15 protein-coding genes are annotated in these 17,354 nt (G+C 67.6%); all 15 read left to right on the forward strand.

Annotation, left to right across the window (positions count from 1 at the left end; translation table 11 throughout):
* The first annotated feature begins 39 nt into the window (after positions 1-39).
* The 15 genes from GGR16_RS05560 (at position 40) to GGR16_RS05630 (ending at position 17,332) form a co-directional block, all read left to right on the forward strand.
* Positions 40-411 carry a four helix bundle protein gene (locus GGR16_RS05560; protein ID WP_183315930.1) on the forward strand — a complete coding sequence of 124 codons (372 nt, stop codon included), beginning with the start codon at positions 40-42 and terminating at the stop codon, positions 409-411.
* Positions 412-477: 66 nt separating this feature from the next.
* The gene (locus GGR16_RS05565; RefSeq protein ID WP_183315931.1) at positions 478-1,668 is read left to right on the forward strand and encodes an NADH-quinone oxidoreductase subunit D; all 1,191 of its coding nucleotides are present in this window, start codon (positions 478-480) and stop codon (positions 1,666-1,668) included.
* 35 nt (positions 1,669-1,703) lie between these two features.
* Positions 1,704-2,600 carry a hypothetical protein gene (locus GGR16_RS05570; RefSeq protein ID WP_183315932.1) on the forward strand — a complete coding sequence of 299 codons (897 nt, stop codon included), beginning with the start codon at positions 1,704-1,706 and terminating at the stop codon, positions 2,598-2,600.
* Positions 2,600-3,730, forward strand: coding sequence for an NADH-quinone oxidoreductase subunit NuoE (nuoE, locus tag GGR16_RS05575; RefSeq protein WP_183315933.1), 1,131 nt, complete (start codon positions 2,600-2,602; stop codon positions 3,728-3,730). Before GGR16_RS05570 ends, nuoE begins: the two co-directional genes overlap by 1 nt.
* Positions 3,731-3,736: 6 nt before the next feature.
* The gene (nuoF, locus tag GGR16_RS05580; RefSeq protein ID WP_183315934.1) at positions 3,737-5,038 is read left to right on the forward strand and encodes an NADH-quinone oxidoreductase subunit NuoF; all 1,302 of its coding nucleotides are present in this window, start codon (positions 3,737-3,739) and stop codon (positions 5,036-5,038) included.
* A 50-nt stretch (positions 5,039-5,088) separates the two neighbouring features.
* Positions 5,089-7,167, forward strand: a complete 2,079-nt coding sequence (gene nuoG / locus GGR16_RS05585) for an NADH-quinone oxidoreductase subunit NuoG (protein ID WP_183315935.1) — start codon at positions 5,089-5,091, stop codon at positions 7,165-7,167.
* Between the two features lie 12 nt (positions 7,168-7,179).
* The gene (gene nuoH, locus GGR16_RS05590; protein ID WP_183315936.1) at positions 7,180-8,223 is read left to right on the forward strand and encodes an NADH-quinone oxidoreductase subunit NuoH; all 1,044 of its coding nucleotides are present in this window, start codon (positions 7,180-7,182) and stop codon (positions 8,221-8,223) included.
* A gap of 31 nt (positions 8,224-8,254) precedes the next feature.
* Positions 8,255-8,743, forward strand: a complete 489-nt coding sequence (nuoI, locus tag GGR16_RS05595) for an NADH-quinone oxidoreductase subunit NuoI (RefSeq protein ID WP_019403266.1) — start codon at positions 8,255-8,257, stop codon at positions 8,741-8,743.
* A 93-nt stretch (positions 8,744-8,836) separates the two neighbouring features.
* Positions 8,837-9,451: an NADH-quinone oxidoreductase subunit J gene (locus tag GGR16_RS05600; RefSeq protein ID WP_019403265.1), complete on the forward strand. Its 615-nt coding sequence runs from the start codon at positions 8,837-8,839 to the stop codon at positions 9,449-9,451.
* A 20-nt stretch (positions 9,452-9,471) separates the two neighbouring features.
* Positions 9,472-9,780: an NADH-quinone oxidoreductase subunit NuoK gene (gene nuoK / locus GGR16_RS05605; protein ID WP_019403264.1), complete on the forward strand. Its 309-nt coding sequence runs from the start codon at positions 9,472-9,474 to the stop codon at positions 9,778-9,780.
* Between the two features lie 10 nt (positions 9,781-9,790).
* Entirely contained in the window at positions 9,791-11,857 is a 2,067-nt protein-coding gene (nuoL, locus tag GGR16_RS05610) for an NADH-quinone oxidoreductase subunit L (protein WP_183315937.1), read from the forward strand.
* Positions 11,857-13,368: an NADH-quinone oxidoreductase subunit M gene (locus GGR16_RS05615; protein WP_183315938.1), complete on the forward strand. Its 1,512-nt coding sequence runs from the start codon at positions 11,857-11,859 to the stop codon at positions 13,366-13,368. Before nuoL ends, GGR16_RS05615 begins: the two co-directional genes overlap by 1 nt.
* A gap of 10 nt (positions 13,369-13,378) precedes the next feature.
* On the forward strand, positions 13,379-14,824 hold the full coding sequence (nuoN, locus tag GGR16_RS05620; protein ID WP_183315939.1) for an NADH-quinone oxidoreductase subunit NuoN: 1,446 nt from the start codon (positions 13,379-13,381) through the stop codon (positions 14,822-14,824).
* Between the two features lie 19 nt (positions 14,825-14,843).
* Positions 14,844-15,629 carry a biotin--[acetyl-CoA-carboxylase] ligase gene (locus tag GGR16_RS05625; protein WP_245303212.1) on the forward strand — a complete coding sequence of 262 codons (786 nt, stop codon included), beginning with the start codon at positions 14,844-14,846 and terminating at the stop codon, positions 15,627-15,629.
* A 29-nt stretch (positions 15,630-15,658) separates the two neighbouring features.
* Complete coding sequence (locus GGR16_RS05630; protein WP_183315940.1) at positions 15,659-17,332, forward strand: ribonuclease J; 1,674 nt, start codon at positions 15,659-15,661, stop codon at positions 17,330-17,332.
* Positions 17,333-17,354 lie beyond the last annotated feature (22 nt).

A 17,354-nucleotide genomic window follows, 5' to 3' on the forward strand; every position in this document is an offset into this window, starting at 1 on the left:
GTCGGCAGTCGGCAGTCGTGACCGGGGAGGGGCGGTGCGATGGATATCCAGTCGTATCGCGATCTTCGCGTGTGGCGCGAGGCTATGGAACTCGCGGAAGGCTGCTATCGGCTGACCGGTGGTTTCCCCAAGGACGAACTCTTCGGGATGACGGCTCAGATCAGACGGGCTGGCGTTTCGATTCCCGCGAATATCGCGGAAGGATATGGGCGGGGGAGTGCCGGCGCGTACGTGCACTTTCTCAAAGTCGCGCAGGGATCTCTGAAAGAGCTGGAGACGCATCTGCTCCTTGCCGAGAGAGTGGGTTTGGCGGAAGGCGCGGCGATTACAAGCCTGCTCGAAGCCTGCGACTCCGTCGGGAAGATGTTGCGGTCGTTGATCCGAGCGATCGAACGAGGGCAGAACGCGTGACCTTCGACTGTCTACTGCCGATTGCCGACTGCCCCGACGCAAACGCCACATGCCAGGCGCAACGCCATGACTGAGCATCAGATCCGCAATTTCTCGATCAACTTCGGCCCGCAGCATCCGGCGGCGCACGGCGTGCTGCGCCTCGTGCTCGAGCTCGACGGCGAGGTGGTGGAGCGCGTCGACCCGCATATCGGCCTCCTGCACCGGGGCACCGAGAAGCTGATCGAGGCCAAGACCTACCTGCAGGCGGTGCCCTATTTCGACCGGCTCGACTATGTCGCGCCGATGAACCAGGAGCATGCCTACGCGCTCGCCGTCGAGAAGCTGCTCGGCATCACGGTGCCGCGGCGCGGCCAGCTCATCCGCGTGCTCTATTCGGAGATCGGGCGTCTCCTCTCGCACCTTCTCAACGTGACCACGCAGGCCATGGACGTCGGCGCGCTCACGCCGCCGCTCTGGGGCTTCGAGGAGCGCGAGAAGCTGATGATCTTCTATGAGCGGGCCTCGGGCGCGCGCATGCACGCGGCCTATGTGCGCCCCGGCGGCGTGCACCAGGACCTGCCCAACAAGCTCATCGACGATATCTGGGACTTCTGCGATCCCTTCCTCAAGGTCTGCGACGACCTCGAAGGGCTGCTCACCGACAACCGCATCTTCAAGCAGCGCAACGTCGACATCGGCGTGGTCTCGCTCGACGAGTGCTGGGCCTGGGGCTTCTCCGGCGTCATGGTGCGCGGCTCGGGCGCGGCGTGGGACCTGCGCAAGGCGCAGCCCTACGAGTGCTACGAAGAGCTCGATTTCGACATCCCGGTCGGCAAGAACGGCGACTGCTACGACCGTTACTGCATCCGCATGGAAGAGATGCGGCAGTCCATCCGCATCATGAAGCAGTGCCTCGAGAAGCTGCGCTTGCCCGAAGGGCAGGGCCCGGTCTCGACGAGCGACCACAAGGTCGTGCCGCCCAAGCGCGGCGAGATGAAGCGCTCGATGGAAGCGCTCATCCACCACTTCAAGCTCTATACGGAAGGCTACCACGTTCCCGCGGGCGACGTTTACGCCGCCGTCGAGGCGCCCAAGGGCGAATTCGGCGTCTATCTGGTGTCGGACGGCACCAACAAGCCGTATCGCTGCAAGATTAAGGCGCCGGGCTTCGCCCATCTGCAGGCCATGGATTTCATGTGTCGCGGCCACATGCTGGCCGACGTCTCGGCCGTGCTCGGCTCGCTCGACATCGTGTTCGGCGAGGTCGACCGCTGATGGCTTCGGCGCCGGCCATAGAAGGGACGGGCCCCGTGGCCTACGCATCCGGCTGGACTCCGTCGGAGCGTACGCGCCGCAAGGTGCTCGAGCCGCTGCGCCGGCGCGTCCTGGGGCCGCTCTTCACCCGTCTCGGCTACGACCTTCTGCCGGCCGTGCCGGAATGGGAGCACCGGCCCCTGTCGCGCCGCGAGGTCGACCGCCTCGTGCGCGGTGCCGCCCACCATATCGCCGTCGATCTGGAAGCCGCAGGCATCGCGGTGCCGGAGGACATGGAAGGCCTGGTGCGCGCCTTCTATGAAGACATCTGCCAGTGCCCCGTCCGCCAGAAGCACGGGGGCAACGGCTTCAACGGCGCGCTCGAGCTCTTCGTCGCCGCGCGGGCGCTCGCTCCCGACGTCATCATCGAATCGGGCGTCTTCCGCGGCCTGACGACCTGGGTGCTGCGCAAGGCCTGCCCCGAGGCGCGGATCTTCTGCTTTGACGCGGTCTTCGCCAATCTGCAGCACCGCGACCCGGCGGCCACCTATCACGAGGCCGATTGGTCGGGCTACGACTTCGGCGGGCTCGACCTGTCGCGCGCGCTCGCCTTCTTCGACGATCACATCGACCAGGCGCGGCGCATCATCGAGGCGGGGGAGCGCGGCCTTCGCCACCTCGTCTTCGACGACAATACCGCCGCCCATTGCATCCACGCCCATGGCGGCCCGGCCTTTCCGACCGTCGACATGGTGCTCGCCGACGACCTCGCGACGGAGCCGGTGCGCTGGCTGCGCAACGGGCGCGAGTTCGTCTACGAGGCGGACGCCTCCGTCATCGAAGCCGTCCGCGAGCGGGTCGAGACGGTGCGCAATTTCGATGATCTCCATGGCGTTACCGGCTATTCGCCGGCGCGCCTGACCTATGTGAAGCTCAAGGACAGGCGGATCTGATGGCTGTTCGTCGTCTCGCCCCCAAGGAATTCCAGCCCGACAGCTTCGCCTTCTCGGCGGAGAATGCGATCTGGGCCGGGCAGCAGATCGCGAAATATCCCGAAGGCCGGCAGGCCTCGGCGGTGATCGCGCTGTTGTGGAAGGCGCAGGAGCAGGCCGGCGGCTGGCTGCCCGAACCGGCGATCCGTACCGTCGCCGACCTTCTCAAGATGCCCTACATCCGGGTGCTCGAGGTCGCGACCTTCTACACCATGTTCAACCTGGAGCCCGTCGGCCGCCATCTCGTGCAGCTGTGCGGCACGACGCCCTGCATGCTGCGCGGCGCCGAGCAGCTCAAGGACGTCTTGAAGCGCAGGGTCGGCGACGAGAAGCACGTCAGTGCCGACGGCAAGTTCTCGTGGATGGAGGTCGAGTGCCTCGGCGCCTGCTGCAACGCGCCGATGGTGCAGATCAACAACGACTACTACGAGGATCTGACGCCGGAGAGCCTCGAGAAGCTGCTCGACGATCTCGCCGCCGGCAAGCCGGTGAAGCCCGGCCCGCAGAACGGCCGGCGCGCCTCCGAGCCGGAGGGTGCCATCACCACCTTGAGCGATCCTTCGCTGTTCGACGGCTCCCAGATCGGCGCCTGGCGCCAGCGCTTCGAGGCCGAGGCGGCCGAGAAGGCGCGCGCCGAGGCGGAGGCTGCCGCCGCAGCGCCGGAGGCGGCGAAGACGCCCGAGCCCGCCAAGCCGAAGGAGACGCGCGCCGAGGAGAAGGCCGCCGACCGTCCCGAGGTACGCGTGGCCGAAGGCAAGGCGCCGATCGCGGCGGCCGCCAAGGCGGATGCGGCCGAGGGCGTGGCGGACGAGCACAAGCCCGTCCTCCTCACCAAGGCGCGCGACGACGGCCCGGACGACCTCAAGCTCATCCACGGTGTCGGGCCGAAGCTCGCGACCATGCTGAACGAGCTCGGCATCTACCACTTCGATCAGATCGCCGCCTGGAACGAGATGAATCTCGCCTGGGTCGACCAGCACCTCGGCGCCTTCCGCGGGCGCGCGGTGCGCGACAAGTGGATCGAGCAGGCCAGGAAGCTCGCCACGGGCTGGCGCCCGGCGAGCGACGTCGGCGAGAAGCCGGAGGAGTGAGCGGCCATGCTGTCTGACAAGGACCGCATTTTCACCAATCTCTACGGGCTTCACAGCCCTGGCCTCGAGGCCGCGAAGATGCGCGGCGCGTGGGACGGCACCAAGTTCCTGCTGCAGCAGGGGCGCGACTGGATCATCGAGGAGATGAAGAAGTCGGGCCTGCGCGGGCGCGGCGGCGCCGGCTTCCCCACCGGCCTCAAGTGGTCGTTCATGCCCAAGCAGTCCGACGGGCGCCCGCACTACCTCGTCGTCAACGCCGACGAGTCGGAGCCGGGCACCTGCAAGGACCGCGAGATCATGCGCCATGATCCGCACCTCCTGGTCGAGGGCTGCCTCATCGCCTCCTTCGCCATGGGTGCCAACGCGGCCTACATCTACATCCGCGGCGAGTACATCGCCGAGCGCGAGGCGCTGCAGCGGGCGGTGGACGAGGCCTACGAGGCGCGCCTCATCGGCAAGGACAACGTCCACGGCTATCCCTTCGACCTCTACGTGCACCACGGCGCCGGCGCCTATATCTGCGGCGAGGAGACGGCGCTGCTCGAGAGCCTCGAGGGCAAGAAGGGCATGCCGCGGCTGAAGCCGCCGTTCCCGGCCAACATGGGCCTCTACGGCTGCCCGACGACGGTGAACAACGTCGAGTCGATCGCCGTCGCCGGCACCATCCTGCGCCGCGGCGCCTCCTGGTTCGCGAGCCTCGGCCGGCCGAACAACGTCGGCACGAAGCTCTTCTGCGTCTCCGGCCACGTCAACAAGCCGTGCAACGTGGAAGAGGAGATGGGCATCACCTTCCGTGAGCTCATCGACCGGCATTGCGGCGGCATCCGCGGCGGCTGGGACAACCTGCTCGCCGTCATCCCCGGCGGCTCCTCGGTGCCCTGCGTGCCGGCCGAGCAGATCATCGACTGCCCGATGGACTTCGATTCCCTCAGGAACCTGAAGTCCGGCCTCGGCACCGCCGCGGTCATCGTCATGGACAGGTCCACCGACATCGTCCGGGCGATCGCGCGGCTCAGTTATTTCTACAAGCACGAGAGCTGCGGCCAGTGCACGCCCTGCCGCGAGGGCACGGGCTGGATGTGGCGCGTGCTGACGCGCATGGCCGAGGGCCGGGCGCAGAAGCGCGAGATCGACATGCTCCTCGACGTGACCTACCAGGTCGAGGGCCACACGATCTGCGCGCTCGGCGATGCCGCGGCCTGGCCGGTGCAGGGCCTCATCCGCCATTTCCGCCACGAGATCGAGAAGCGCATCGACGATTATGCGGCCAACCCGCATTCGGATGCGGTTCTGCAGGCAGCTGAGTGATTGATCACGTCCGGGCGGCTCGCCGTCGGACGGGAAAGGACGAAGTAGCGATGGCCAAGCTCATCGTCGACGGCAACGAGATCGAGGTGCCTGCGGAGTTCACCATCCTGCAGGCCTGCGAGGAGGCGGGCGCCGAAGTGCCGCGCTTCTGCTTCCATGAGCGGCTGTCGATCGCCGGCAACTGCCGCATGTGCCTTGTCGAGGTGAAGGGCTCGCCGAAGCCCGTCGCCTCCTGCGCCATGTCGGTGCGCGACCTGAGGCCCGGCCCCAACGGCGAGCCGCCGGTCGTCAACACCCGCACGCCGCTCGTCAAGAAGGCGCGCGAGGGCGTGATGGAGTTCCTGCTTATCAACCACCCGCTCGACTGCCCGATCTGCGACCAGGGCGGGGAATGCGACCTGCAGGACCAGGCCATGGCCTACGGCGTCGATTCCTCGCGCTTCGCCGAGAACAAGCGCGCCGTCGAGGACAAGTACATCGGCCCGCTGGTCAAGACCTCCATGAACCGGTGCATCCACTGCACCCGCTGCATCCGCTTCACCACCGAGGTCGCCGGCGTGCCGGACCTCGGCGCCATCGGCCGCGGCGAGGACATGGAGATCACGACCTATCTCGAGCACGCCATGGGCTCGGAGCTGCAGGGCAACGTGATCGACCTGTGCCCGGTAGGCGCGCTGACCTCGAAGCCCTACGCCTTCAAGGCGCGGCCCTGGGAACTGTCGAAGACCGAATCCGTCGACGTGATGGATGCGATCGGCTCGGCCATCCGTGTCGATGCCCGCGGGCGCGAAGTCATGCGCTTCCTGCCGCGCGTCAACGAGTTCATCAACGAGGAATGGATCTCGGACAAGACGCGCTTCGTCTGGGACGGCCTCAGGACCCAGCGCCTCGACCGCCCCTATGTGCGGGAGAACGGACGGCTGCGTCCGGCGAGCTGGAACGAGGCCTTCGCCCTCATCGCCGAAAAGGTCAATGCGGCGAAGAGCGAGCGCATCGGCGCCATCGTCGGCGACCTTGCCGCCGTCGAGGAGACCTACGCCCTCAAGCTCCTCATGGAGAAGCTCGGCGTTCCCAACATCGACTGCCGCCAGGACGGCGCGCGGCTCGACCCGGCGCTCGGGCGCGCGACCTATCTCTTCAACACGACCATTGCCGGCATCGAGGATGCCGATGCGGTGCTGCTCATCGGCACCAATCCGCGCAAGGAAGCGCCGGTGCTCAACGCCCGCATCCGCAAGCGCTGGCGCCTGCTGCGCACGCCCATCGGCGTGATCGGCGAGAATGTCGATCTGACCTACGAATATTCCTATCTCGGCGCCGGCGCGCAGACGCTGGCCGATCTCGCGGCCGGCAACGGCGCCTTCCTCGAGGTGCTGAGCAAGGCCGAGCGGCCGCTCATCATCGTGGGGCAGGGGGCCTTGGCGCGTGAGGACGGCATGGCCGTGCTCGCGGCGGCGGCGAAGCTCGCCAAGGCCGTCGGTGCCCTCGGCGAGGAGTGGAACGGCTTCTCGGTGCTGCACACCGCCGCGGCGCGGGCCGGCGCGCTCGACCTCGGCTTCGTGCCGAAGGCGGACGGCCTCGACGTTGCCGGGATGCTGGCGCCGGGCGCGCTCGACGTCCTCTTCCTTCTCGGTGCCGACGAGGTCGACGTGCCGGAAGGCGCCTTCGTCGTCTACCAGGGCACGCACGGCGACCGCGGCGCCCACAGGGCCGACGTCATCCTGCCGGGTGCGACCTACACCGAAAAGACCGGCATCTACGTCAACACCGAGGGGCGCCCGCAGCTCGCCAACCGGGCGGTGTTCCCGCCGGGTGACGCGCGGGAGGACTGGGCGATCCTGCGTGCTCTGTCCGATGTCCTCGGCAAGCGCCTGCCGTTCGATTCGCTTGCGGCGCTGCGCGAGCAGCTCTTCGCCGCGCATCCCCATCTCGCCGCCATCGGCGAGATTGCGCCGGCGGACGGCGCCGGCATCGAGGCGCTCGCCGGCAAGGGCGGCGCGCTCGCCGATGCGCCGCTTACCTCGCCGATCGTCGATTTCTACCTCACCAACCCCATCGCGCGCGCTTCCGCCGTCATGGCCGAGTGCTCGGCTCTGGCCGGCGGGGCGCTGAAGCAGGCAGCAGAGTAAGGACCACGCCCGATGGAATGGCTGACCACGGTTGCGATCATTCTCGGCAAGAGCCTGCTCCTGCTGGTCGCGCTGCTCGTCTTCATCGCCTACATCCTCTATGCCGACCGCAAGGTCTGGGCGGCGGTGCAGCTGCGCCGCGGACCCAACGTGGTGGGGCCGTGGGGACTGCTGCAGTCCTTCGCCGACCTGCTGAAGTTCGTGCTGAAGGAGCCGGTGATCCCGGCGGGCGCCAACAAGGGGCTGTTCCTGCTCGCGCCGCTCGTCACCTGCGTGCTGGCGCTGGCCGCCTGGGCGGTCATCCCGGTGGCGGACGGCTGGGCGATCGCCGACATCAACGTCGGCATCCTCTACATCTTCGCCATCTCCTCGCTCGGCGTCTACGGCGTCCTGATGGGCGGCTGGGCGTCGAACTCGAAGTATCCCTTCCTCGGCGCGCTGCGCTCCGCCGCGCAGATGGTGTCCTACGAGGTCTCGATCGGCTTCGTCATCATCACCGTCTTGCTCTGCGTCGGCTCGCTCAATCTCACGGAGATCGTGCGCGCGCAGGAGGTGAGGGGGCTCGCGACGATGCTCGGCGTGCCGTGGCTGACGGTGCTGAACTGGTACTGGCTGCCGCTGTTCCCGATGTTCGTCATCTTCTTCATCTCGGCGCTCGCCGAGACGAACCGCCCGCCCTTCGACCTGCCCGAGGCGGAATCGGAACTGGTGGCCGGCTTCATGGTGGAATACGCCTCGACGCCGTACCTCCTGTTCATGCTCGGCGAATACGTGGCCATCATGACCATGTGCTCGCTGACGACGATCCTCTTCCTCGGCGGCTGGACCGCGCCGGTGGCGCTGCCGCCGTTCACGTGGATCCCGGGCGTCGTGTGGTTCGTCGTCAAGGTCTGCTTCGTCTTCTTCATGTTCGCCATGGTGAAGGCGATGGTGCCGCGCTACCGCTACGACCAGCTGATGCGGCTGGGCTGGAAGGTGTTCCTGCCCCTGTCGCTCGCTGCCGTCATCATCGTCGCGGCCGTGCTGCAGGTCACGGGTTGGGTGCCGGCCTCGTGAGGCCGGCAAGAGAAAGGGACGGAGCCGGATCATGAGGCTCGATCAGGCCGCAAAGGCGCTCTTCCTGAAGGAGTTCGTGTCGGCGTTCTTCCTGTCGATGCGCTATTTCTTCAAGCCGAAGGCGACGCTCAACTATCCCTTCGAGAAGGGGATCCTGAGCCCGCGCTTCCGCGGCGAGCACGCGTTGCGCCGTTATCCCAACGGCGAGGAGCGCTGCATCGCCTGTAAGCTGTGCGAGGCCATCTGCCCGGCCCAGGCCATCACCATCGAGGCCGGGCCGCGCCGCAACGACGGCACGCGCCGCACGACGCGTTACGACATCGACATGGTGAAGTGCATCTACTGCGGCTTCTGCCAGGAGGCCTGCCCGGTCGATGCCATCGTCGAGGGACCGAACTTCGAATTCGCGGTGGAGACCCGCGAGGAGCTCTACTACGACAAGGACAAGCTCCTCGACAACGGCGCCCGCTGGGAGCGCGAGATCGCCCGCAACATCGCGATGGACGCACCCTACAGGTGAGGTCGCGGTGAGGTTGTTCGTGAGGGATTCGGTGTCTATAGACGCCATGCCCGGGGGCTTGGGGCCCGTGGGCGACAGGACGGGATACGGGGCATGACGGTCGCAGCGGCCTTCTTCTATCTCTTTTCGTGCGTGTGCGTGGCGTCGGCCTTCATGGTCATCGCCTCGCGCAACCCCGTGCATTCGGTGCTCTTCCTGATCCTGGCCTTCGTCAACGCGGCGGGCCTGTTCATCCTGATGGGCGCCGAGTTCCTGGCGATGATCCTCGTCGTCGTCTATGTCGGCGCGGTCGCGGTGCTCTTCCTCTTCGTCGTCATGATGCTCGACGTCGACTTCGCGGAGCTGCGCCAGGGCTTCCTGCAATATCTGCCGGTCGGCGCCCTCATCGGCGTGATCTTCCTCATCGAGCTCGTGCTCGTCGTCGGCTCGATGGCGATCGATCCGGAGCTCGTGAAGACGCCGGTCGCGGCCATCCCTCCCGTCAGCGAGATGACGAACACCGCGGCGCTCGGCCAGGTGCTCTACACGCGCTACCTCTACTTCTTCCAGGCGTCGGGCCTCGTGCTGCTCGTCGCCATGATCGGCGCCATCGTGCTCACGCTGCGCCACAAGCCGGGCGTCAGGCGCCAGGACGTTGCCCAGCAGGTGGCGCGCACGCGCGACACCGCCATCGAAGTGCGGAAGGTGCCCTTCCGCGAGGGCGTGTGAGTGAGGCCGGAGAGACAGACATGACCATCGGGCTCGCGCATTATCTCACCGTCGCCGCCGTGCTGTTCACCCTCGGCGTGCTCGGCATCTTCATCAACCGCAAGAACGTCATCGTCATCCTGATGTCGGTCGAGCTCATCCTGCTCGCGGTCAACATCAATCTCGTCGCCTTCTCGACCTTCATGGGCGACATCGTCGGGCAGGTCTTCGCCCTGCTCGTGCTGACCGTGGCGGCCGCCGAGGCGGCCATCGGGCTTGCCATCCTCGTCGTCTACTTCCGCAACCGCGGCACCATCGCGGTTGAGGACATCAACATGATGAAGGGCTGAGGCCGCGATCATGTATCACGCGATCGTCTTCCTGCCGCTTGCCGGCTTCCTGATCGCTGGCCTCGCCGGCCGGTTCATCGGCGCGCGGGCAAGCGAGGTCGTCACGACCTCCGGCCTGTTCGTCTCCTGCCTCCTGTCGTGGATCGCCTTCTTCGACGTCGGCTTCGGCGACGGGGCGACGCGTGTTGCGGTGGCCAACTGGATGATCTCCGGCGACCTCGTGGTCGACTGGGCCTTCCGCATCGACACGCTCACGGCCGTGATGCTGATCGTCGTGACAACGGTCTCCTCGCTCGTCCATCTCTATTCCATCGGCTATATGCACGAGGATCCGGCGAGGCCGCGCTTCTTCGCCTATCTCTCGCTGTTCACCTTCGCCATGCTGATGCTGGTGACGGCCGACAACCTGGTGCAGATGTTCTTCGGCTGGGAGGGCGTCGGCCTCGCGAGCTACCTGCTCATCGGCTTCTGGTACGAGAAGCCCTCGGCCAATGCCGCGGCCATCAAGGCCTTCGTCGTCAACCGCATCGGTGACTTCGGCTTCCTGCTCGGCATCTTCCTCGTCTTCGTGCTGTTCGGAGCGGTCACCTTCGACGGCATCTTCCCGCGCGTGGCGGAATTCAACGAGGCGACCTTCCGCTTCCTCGGCTACGAGTGGCACGCGCTGACGCTGGCGAGCCTCCTGCTCTTCATGGGCGCCATGGGCAAGTCGGCGCAGTTCCTGCTGCACACCTGGCTGCCGGACGCGATGGAAGGCCCGACGCCGGTCTCCGCGCTCATCCATGCGGCGACGATGGTGACGGCCGGCGTGTTCATGGTCGCGCGCATGTCGCCGGTGTTCGAATATGCCCCGACGGCGCTGTCGGTCGTCACGGTGGTCGGCGGCATCACCGCCTTCTTCGCCGCGACCGTCGGCCTCGTGCAGAACGACATCAAGCGCGTCATCGCCTATTCGACCTGCTCGCAGCTCGGCTACATGTTCGTCGCCCTCGGCGTCGGCGCCTACGGGGCGGGCATCTTCCACCTCTTCACGCACGCCTTCTTCAAGGCGCTGCTGTTCCTCGGCGCCGGCTCGGTCATCCATGCGATGCACCATGAGCAGGACATGCGCCACATGGGTGGCCTCAGGAAGCACATCCCCTTCACCGCCGCCATGATGACGATCGGCACGCTGGCGCTGACGGGCTTCCCCTTCACGGCGGGCTACTTCTCGAAGGATGCCATCATCGAGGCGGCCTACGCCTCGCACACGCCGGGCGCCAACTTCGCCTTCCTCGCCACGGTCATCGCGGCGCTGTTCACCTCCTTCTACTCCTGGCGCCTCTATTTCATGACCTTCGAGGGCCCGGCCAAGTGGGGCGCGCACGCCTCGACGCCGCCGCTGCACGAGGGCGTCGCCCATGCCGGCACGGCGGCCGAAGGCGGCCATGGCCACGATGTGGAGCCGCCGGCGGCCGCGCCGCACGCCCATCACGGGCACGATGACCACGCGCACGGCCACGGCGACCACACGCCGCACGAGAGCCCGCTCACCATGCTCGTCCCGCTCGCCGTCCTGGCGACCGGCGCGCTCGTTGCCGGCTTCGCCTTCAAGGAAGTCTTCATCGGCCACGACTACGACCACTTCTGGAAGGGCGCGCTCTTCACCGGTGCCGACAACCACATCCTGCATGAGATGCACGAAGTGCCCGGCTGGGTCGTCGCCTCGCCCTTCGTGATGATGGTGCTGGGCTTCCTCATCGCGCTGTGGTTCTACGTCATCAACCCGCGCATGCCGGCCATCCTTGCGGGGCAGCAGCCGCTCCTCTACCGGTTCCTGCTCAACAAGTGGTACTTCGACGAGATCTACGACTTCCTGTTCGTGCGTCCGGCGATGTGGCTCGGCCGCTTCCTCTGGAAGAAGGGTGACGGCTGGCTCATCGACGGCTTCGGGCCGGACGGCGTCTCCGCCCGTGTCGTCGACGTCACCAACCGCGTCGTGCGCCTGCAGACCGGCTACGTCTACCACTACGCCTTCGCGATGCTCGTCGGTGTCGCGGCTCTCGTCACCTGGTACCTCATCGGGGGCACGCACTGATGTTCGGCCTCGGTCTCCTTTCCGGTCTCCTCATCCTGCCGCTCGTCGGTGCCGCCTTCATCCTCATGGTGCGCGGCAGCGAGGAGGCGGTGCGTTCCAACGCCCGCTCCGCGGCGCTGGTGACGACGCTCGCGACCTTCGTCCTCTCGCTCCTCGCCTGGGGACGGTTCGACACGGCGAGCGCCGCCTTCCAGCTCACCGAGGACCATGCCTGGCTGACGGAGGCCATCCGCTTCCGCCTCGGCGTCGACGGCTTCTCGATGCCGTTCGTCCTGCTGACGACCTTCCTGATGCCCTTCTGCATCCTGGCGTCTTGGACCTCGATCGAGAAGCGCGTGAAGGAGTACATGGTCGCCTTCCTCGTGCTCGAGACGACGATGATCGGCGTCTTCGTGGCGCAGGACCTCGTCCTCTTCTACCTGTTCTTCGAGGCCGGCCTCATTCCGATGTTCCTCATCATCGGCATCTGGGGCGGCAAGCGGCGCATCTACGCCAGCTTCAAGTTCTTCCTCTACACGCTGCTCGGCTCGGTGCTGATGCTCATCGCCATCATGGCGATGTACTGGGACGCCGGCACGACGGACATCGCGGCGCTGCTCAAGCACCCCTTCGCCCCCGCGATGCAGACGTGGCTATGGCTCGCCTTCTTCGCCTCCTTCGCGGTGAAGATGCCCATGTGGCCGGTCCACACCTGGCTGCCGGACGCTCACGTCGAGGCACCGACGGCGGGGTCGGTCATCCTTGCCGGCATCCTCCTCAAGATGGGCGGCTACGGCTTCATCCGCTTCTCCATCCCGATGTTCCCGGAGGCCTCGGCCGATTTCGCGCCGCTCGTCTTCGCCCTGTCCGTCATCGCGATCATCTACACCTCGCTGGTCGCGCTGATGCAGGAGGACATCAAGAAGCTCATCGCCTATTCGTCGGTCGCCCACATGGGCTTCGTGACCATGGGCATCTTCACGATGACCACCCAGGGCATCCAGGGCGCCATGTTCCAGATGGTCAGCCACGGCCTCGTCTCGGGCGCGCTCTTCCTCTGCGTCGGCGTGATCTACGACCGCATGCACACGCGCGAGATCGCGGCCTATGGCGGCCTCGTGCAGCGCATGCCGCGCTATGCGGTGGTGTTCATGGTCTTCACCATGGCCAATGTCGGCCTGCCGGGCACCTCGGGCTTCATCGGCGAGTTCCTGTCGCTCGCCGGCGCCTTCAAGGCCAATCCCTGGGTCGCGGTGCTCGCCACCTCGGGCGTCATCTTCTCGGCCGCCTATGCCCTGTGGCTCTACCGCCGCGTGGTCTTCGGCGTGATCGAGAAGGACAACCTGAAGACGATCACCGATCTCAACACCCGCGAGATGGTCGTTCTCGTGCCGCTGCTCGTGCTGGTCATCTGGTACGGCCTGCAGCCCGGCGCCATTCTCGATGTCTTCGCCGCTCCGACGGCGGAACTGCTCAAGTCCACCGAGGCCGCGCTGGCAACCGCCAAGTCCGTGGCCCTGACGCTTCACTGAGGTTCAGCCGATGGCCGCCGTCCCGATGTTCGCGCTCGCTCCGGCCCTGCCGGAGATCGTCCTGGCTGCCGCCGCGCTCCTTCTCGTGCTCATCGGCGCGCTGAGGGGCGAGCGTGCTGCCGGCCTGATCGAGGCGCTCACGCTCGTCGCCATTCTCGCCGCCGGCTTCTTCGTGGTGACGCAGGGCGGCGAGCGGGTGGAGACCTTCGGCGGCTCCTTCGTCGTCGACGGCTTCGCGCGCTTCGCCAAGGTGCTGACGCTGGTCGGCTCGGCCGCGGCCTTGCTGATGTCGGGCGACTACCTGCGCCGGGCGGGCATCAACCGCTTCGAGTATCCCATCCTCATCCTGCTGGCGACGACCGGCATGATGATGATGATCTCGGCCAACGACCTCATCGCGCTCTATCTCGGCCTCGAGCTGCAGAGCCTCTCGCTCTACGTCGTCGCCGCCATCGACCGCGACAATGCCCGTTCGAGCGAGGCCGGCCTCAAGTATTTCGTGCTCGGCGCCCTGTCCTCGGGCATGCTGCTCTACGGCGCCTCGCTGATCTACGGCTTCACCGGCACGGTCTCCTTCACCGGCATCGCCCAGGCCCTGCAGGGCGAGGGGCACACCGGCGCGATCTTCGGCCTCGTCTTCATCGCCGCCGGCCTCGCCTTCAAGATCTCGGCGGTGCCCTTCCACATGTGGACGCCGGACGTCTACGAGGGCGCGCCTACGCCGGTCGCCGCCTTCTTTGCCGCCGCACCGAAGATGGCCGCGATGGCGCTCACCGTGCGCGTCTTCATCACGGCCTTCCCGGGCATCGTCGACGAATGGCGGCAGATCATCGTCTTCGTCGCCATCGCCTCCATGACGCTCGGCTCCTTCGCCGCCATCGGGCAGCGCAACATCAAGCGCCTCATGGCCTACTCGTCCATCGGCCACATGGGCTACGCGCTCGTCGGCCTCGCCGCCGGCACCGCGGAGGGCGTGCAGAGCGTGCTCGTCTACATGGCGATCTATCTCGTCATGACGCTCGGCACCTTCGCCTTCATCCTGTCCATGCGGCGGGAGGAGGGGCCCGTCGAGGGGATCTACGATCTCGCCGGCCTTGCCCGCACGCAGCCCTATGCGGCCTACGGCCTGACGCTCCTGTTCTTCTCGCTCGCGGGCATCCCCCCGCTCGCCGGCTTCCTCGCCAAGTGGTACGTCTTCGCGGCCGCCGTCGAGGCGCAGCTCTATTCGCTCGCCGTCATCGGCGTGCTCGCCAGCGTCGTCGGCGCCTACTACTACATCCGCATCGTCAAGATCATGCACTTCGACGAGCCGGCCGGTGCCGCCTTCGTCCCCATGGCGGCGGGCCAGAAGGTGATCTTCGCGCTTGCCAGCATCCTCATCGTCGTCCTGATGCTGCCCGGCGCGCCGGGGCCGCTGAACGGCGCCGCGCTCGCCGCCGCCCGCTCGCTGTTCTGACGGGGCCGGCGTCACGGACGTGGAACGCGGGATCATCTCGCAGGAGGCGCGCGAGGCCGGCTTCGATGCCGTGATGCTGGCGACGACCACCTCGACCAACGACGAGGCTCTCGAGCGGGCCTCGTCGCAAGGGGCGGATCGCCTCTGGGTCGTGGCGCGCGAGCAGACGAGCGGCCGCGGCCGCCATGGCCGGCAATGGGCCTCGCCACCCGGAAATCTCTACGCCAGCCTTGTCCTGAGCGAACCGTGCGATCCGCCGAAGGCGCCGCAGCTCGGCTTCGTCGCGGGCCTCGCCCTGCACGACGCGGTCGCGGGCGTCACCGGGCTCGCGGCGCCACGGCTGGTGCTCAAATGGCCGAACGACCTGCTGATGGATGGCGGCAAGCTGTCCGGCCTCATTCTCGAGGGGCACAGGCTCGGGCCGGACAGGCATTTTGCCGTTATCATCGGCATGGGCCTCAACGTTGCCCACAAGCCGGCCGATACACCTTATCCGGCGCGCTGCCTCGCCGAGGCCGTCGGAACGGTGGACGTGAGCGACGTTTTCCGCGCATTGTCGGCGAGTTTCGCCTATAGGCTGAGGCAGTGGGACCGGGGGCTCGGCTTCGCGCTGACGCGCGAATCCTGGCTCGCCCGCGCCGCCGGCATCGGCGGGCCGGCGCGGGTGCGCTTGCCGGGCGGCGAGCTCAGCGGCACCTTCGCCGGGCTCGACAGCGCCGGCCGGCTGCTGCTCGATACCCCGGACGGGCGGCGGACGATCGATGCGGGAGATCTTTATCTCGGTCTCGCCGACACGGCATCCTGAGGATGCGACTGAAGGAGGATTGAGAGGGCATGGCCTCACGCGATGACGACGGCCTCGTATTCGTAGCGCTCGGCGGTCTCGGCGAGATCGGCATGAACGCCGGCCTCTACGGCTTCGGGCCGGCGCGCCGGCGCAAATGGCTGCTCGTCGACTGCGGCATCGCCTTCGCGGGCGAGGACGTGCCGGGCGTCGATCTCATCTTCCCCGACATCCGCTTCCTCGAGGAGGAGCGGGACAACCTCGTCGGCATCGTCATCACCCACGCGCACGAGGACCATATCGGCGGCCTCGCCGAGCTGTGGCCGCGCCTTGGCGCGCCCGTGGTGTGCACGCCCTTCGCGGCGGGGCTCCTGGAGGTCCGCCGCCTCGGCGAGCCCGGCGCGCCCAAGATCCCGCTGACCGTGGTGGAGCAGGGCGGTCGCGTCACCCTCGGGCCCTTCGACATCGAATTCGTCGCCGTCGGCCATTCGATCCCGGAATCGAATGCGCTCGCCATCCGCACGCCGCTCGGCACCGTCGTCCACACCGGTGACTGGAAGCTCGACCCGCATCCCGGCGTCGGCCGGCCGACGGACGAGAAGCGGCTCACGGAAATCGGCGACGAGGGCGTGCTCGCGCTCATCTGCGATTCGACCAACGTCCTGCGGGATGGCGTCAGTCCCAGCGAGGCGGACGTCGCCAAGACCCTGATCGAGGTCATCCGCGAGGCGCCGGAGCGCGTGGCCGTGACGACCTTCGCCTCCAATGTCGCGCGCCTGCGCGCCGTGGCCGAGGCGGCCGCGGCCTGCGACCGCGAGGTCGTCGTCTTCGGCCGGGCGATGGACCGCGTCGTCGATGTCGCGACGGAGCGCGGCTATCTCGCCGGCCTGCCGCCGTTCCGCTCCGCCGAGACCTTCGGCTACCTGCCGCGCAACAAGGTGGTGGCGCTGCTCACGGGCAGCCAGGGCGAGCCGCGGGCGGCGCTCGCCCGCGTCGCGAACGACGAGCATCCCGACATCGCGCTCTCGGCCGGCGACCGCGTCGTCTTCTCCTCGCGCACCATTCCCGGCAACGAAAAGGCGGTCGGCCGCATCATCAACAATCTCGTCACGCGCGGCATCGATGTCGTCACCGACCGGGACGCGCTCGTCCACGTCTCCGGCCACCCGCGCCGCGGCGAGCTCGCCGCCATGTATCGCTGGGTGCAGCCGAAGGCGCTCGTGCCGGCGCACGGCGAGGCCCTGCACCTCACGGAGCAGGCGAAATTCGCCCGCGCCGAGGGCATCCAGTCCGTCGTGCGGGCCATGAATGGCGAGATGGTTCTGCTCGCGCCCGGCAAGCCGGCCGTCGTGGACGACGTGCCCGTCGGCCGCCTCTACAAGGACGGGATGATCGTCGTCAGCGCCGGCGAGGCCACCATCGGCGAGCGGCGCAAGCTCGCCTTCGCCGGCGTCGTCTCCGTCGCCATCGCCCTCGACGCCAAGGGCGAGATCGTCGGCGAGGCGCAGGTGGAAGTCACCGGCCTGCCGCCGGCGACGCGCGAGGGCGAGCCGATGCTCGAGCTCGTCGCCGATGCGGTGGCGGACGTGCTCGACGGGCTGCCCAAGGCGCGCCGACGCGACCCCGATGCGGTGGCGAATGCCGTCGAGCGCGCGGTGCGGGCGGAAGTGCGCCATGCCTGGGGCAAAAAGCCAACGTGCCACGTGCACGTGATCGTCGTATGAGGTGAGGGTTCCGTCAGCCGGG

Source organism: Chelatococcus caeni (assembly GCF_014196925.1).
Taxonomy (GTDB): Bacteria; Pseudomonadota; Alphaproteobacteria; order Rhizobiales; family Beijerinckiaceae; genus Chelatococcus_A; species Chelatococcus_A caeni.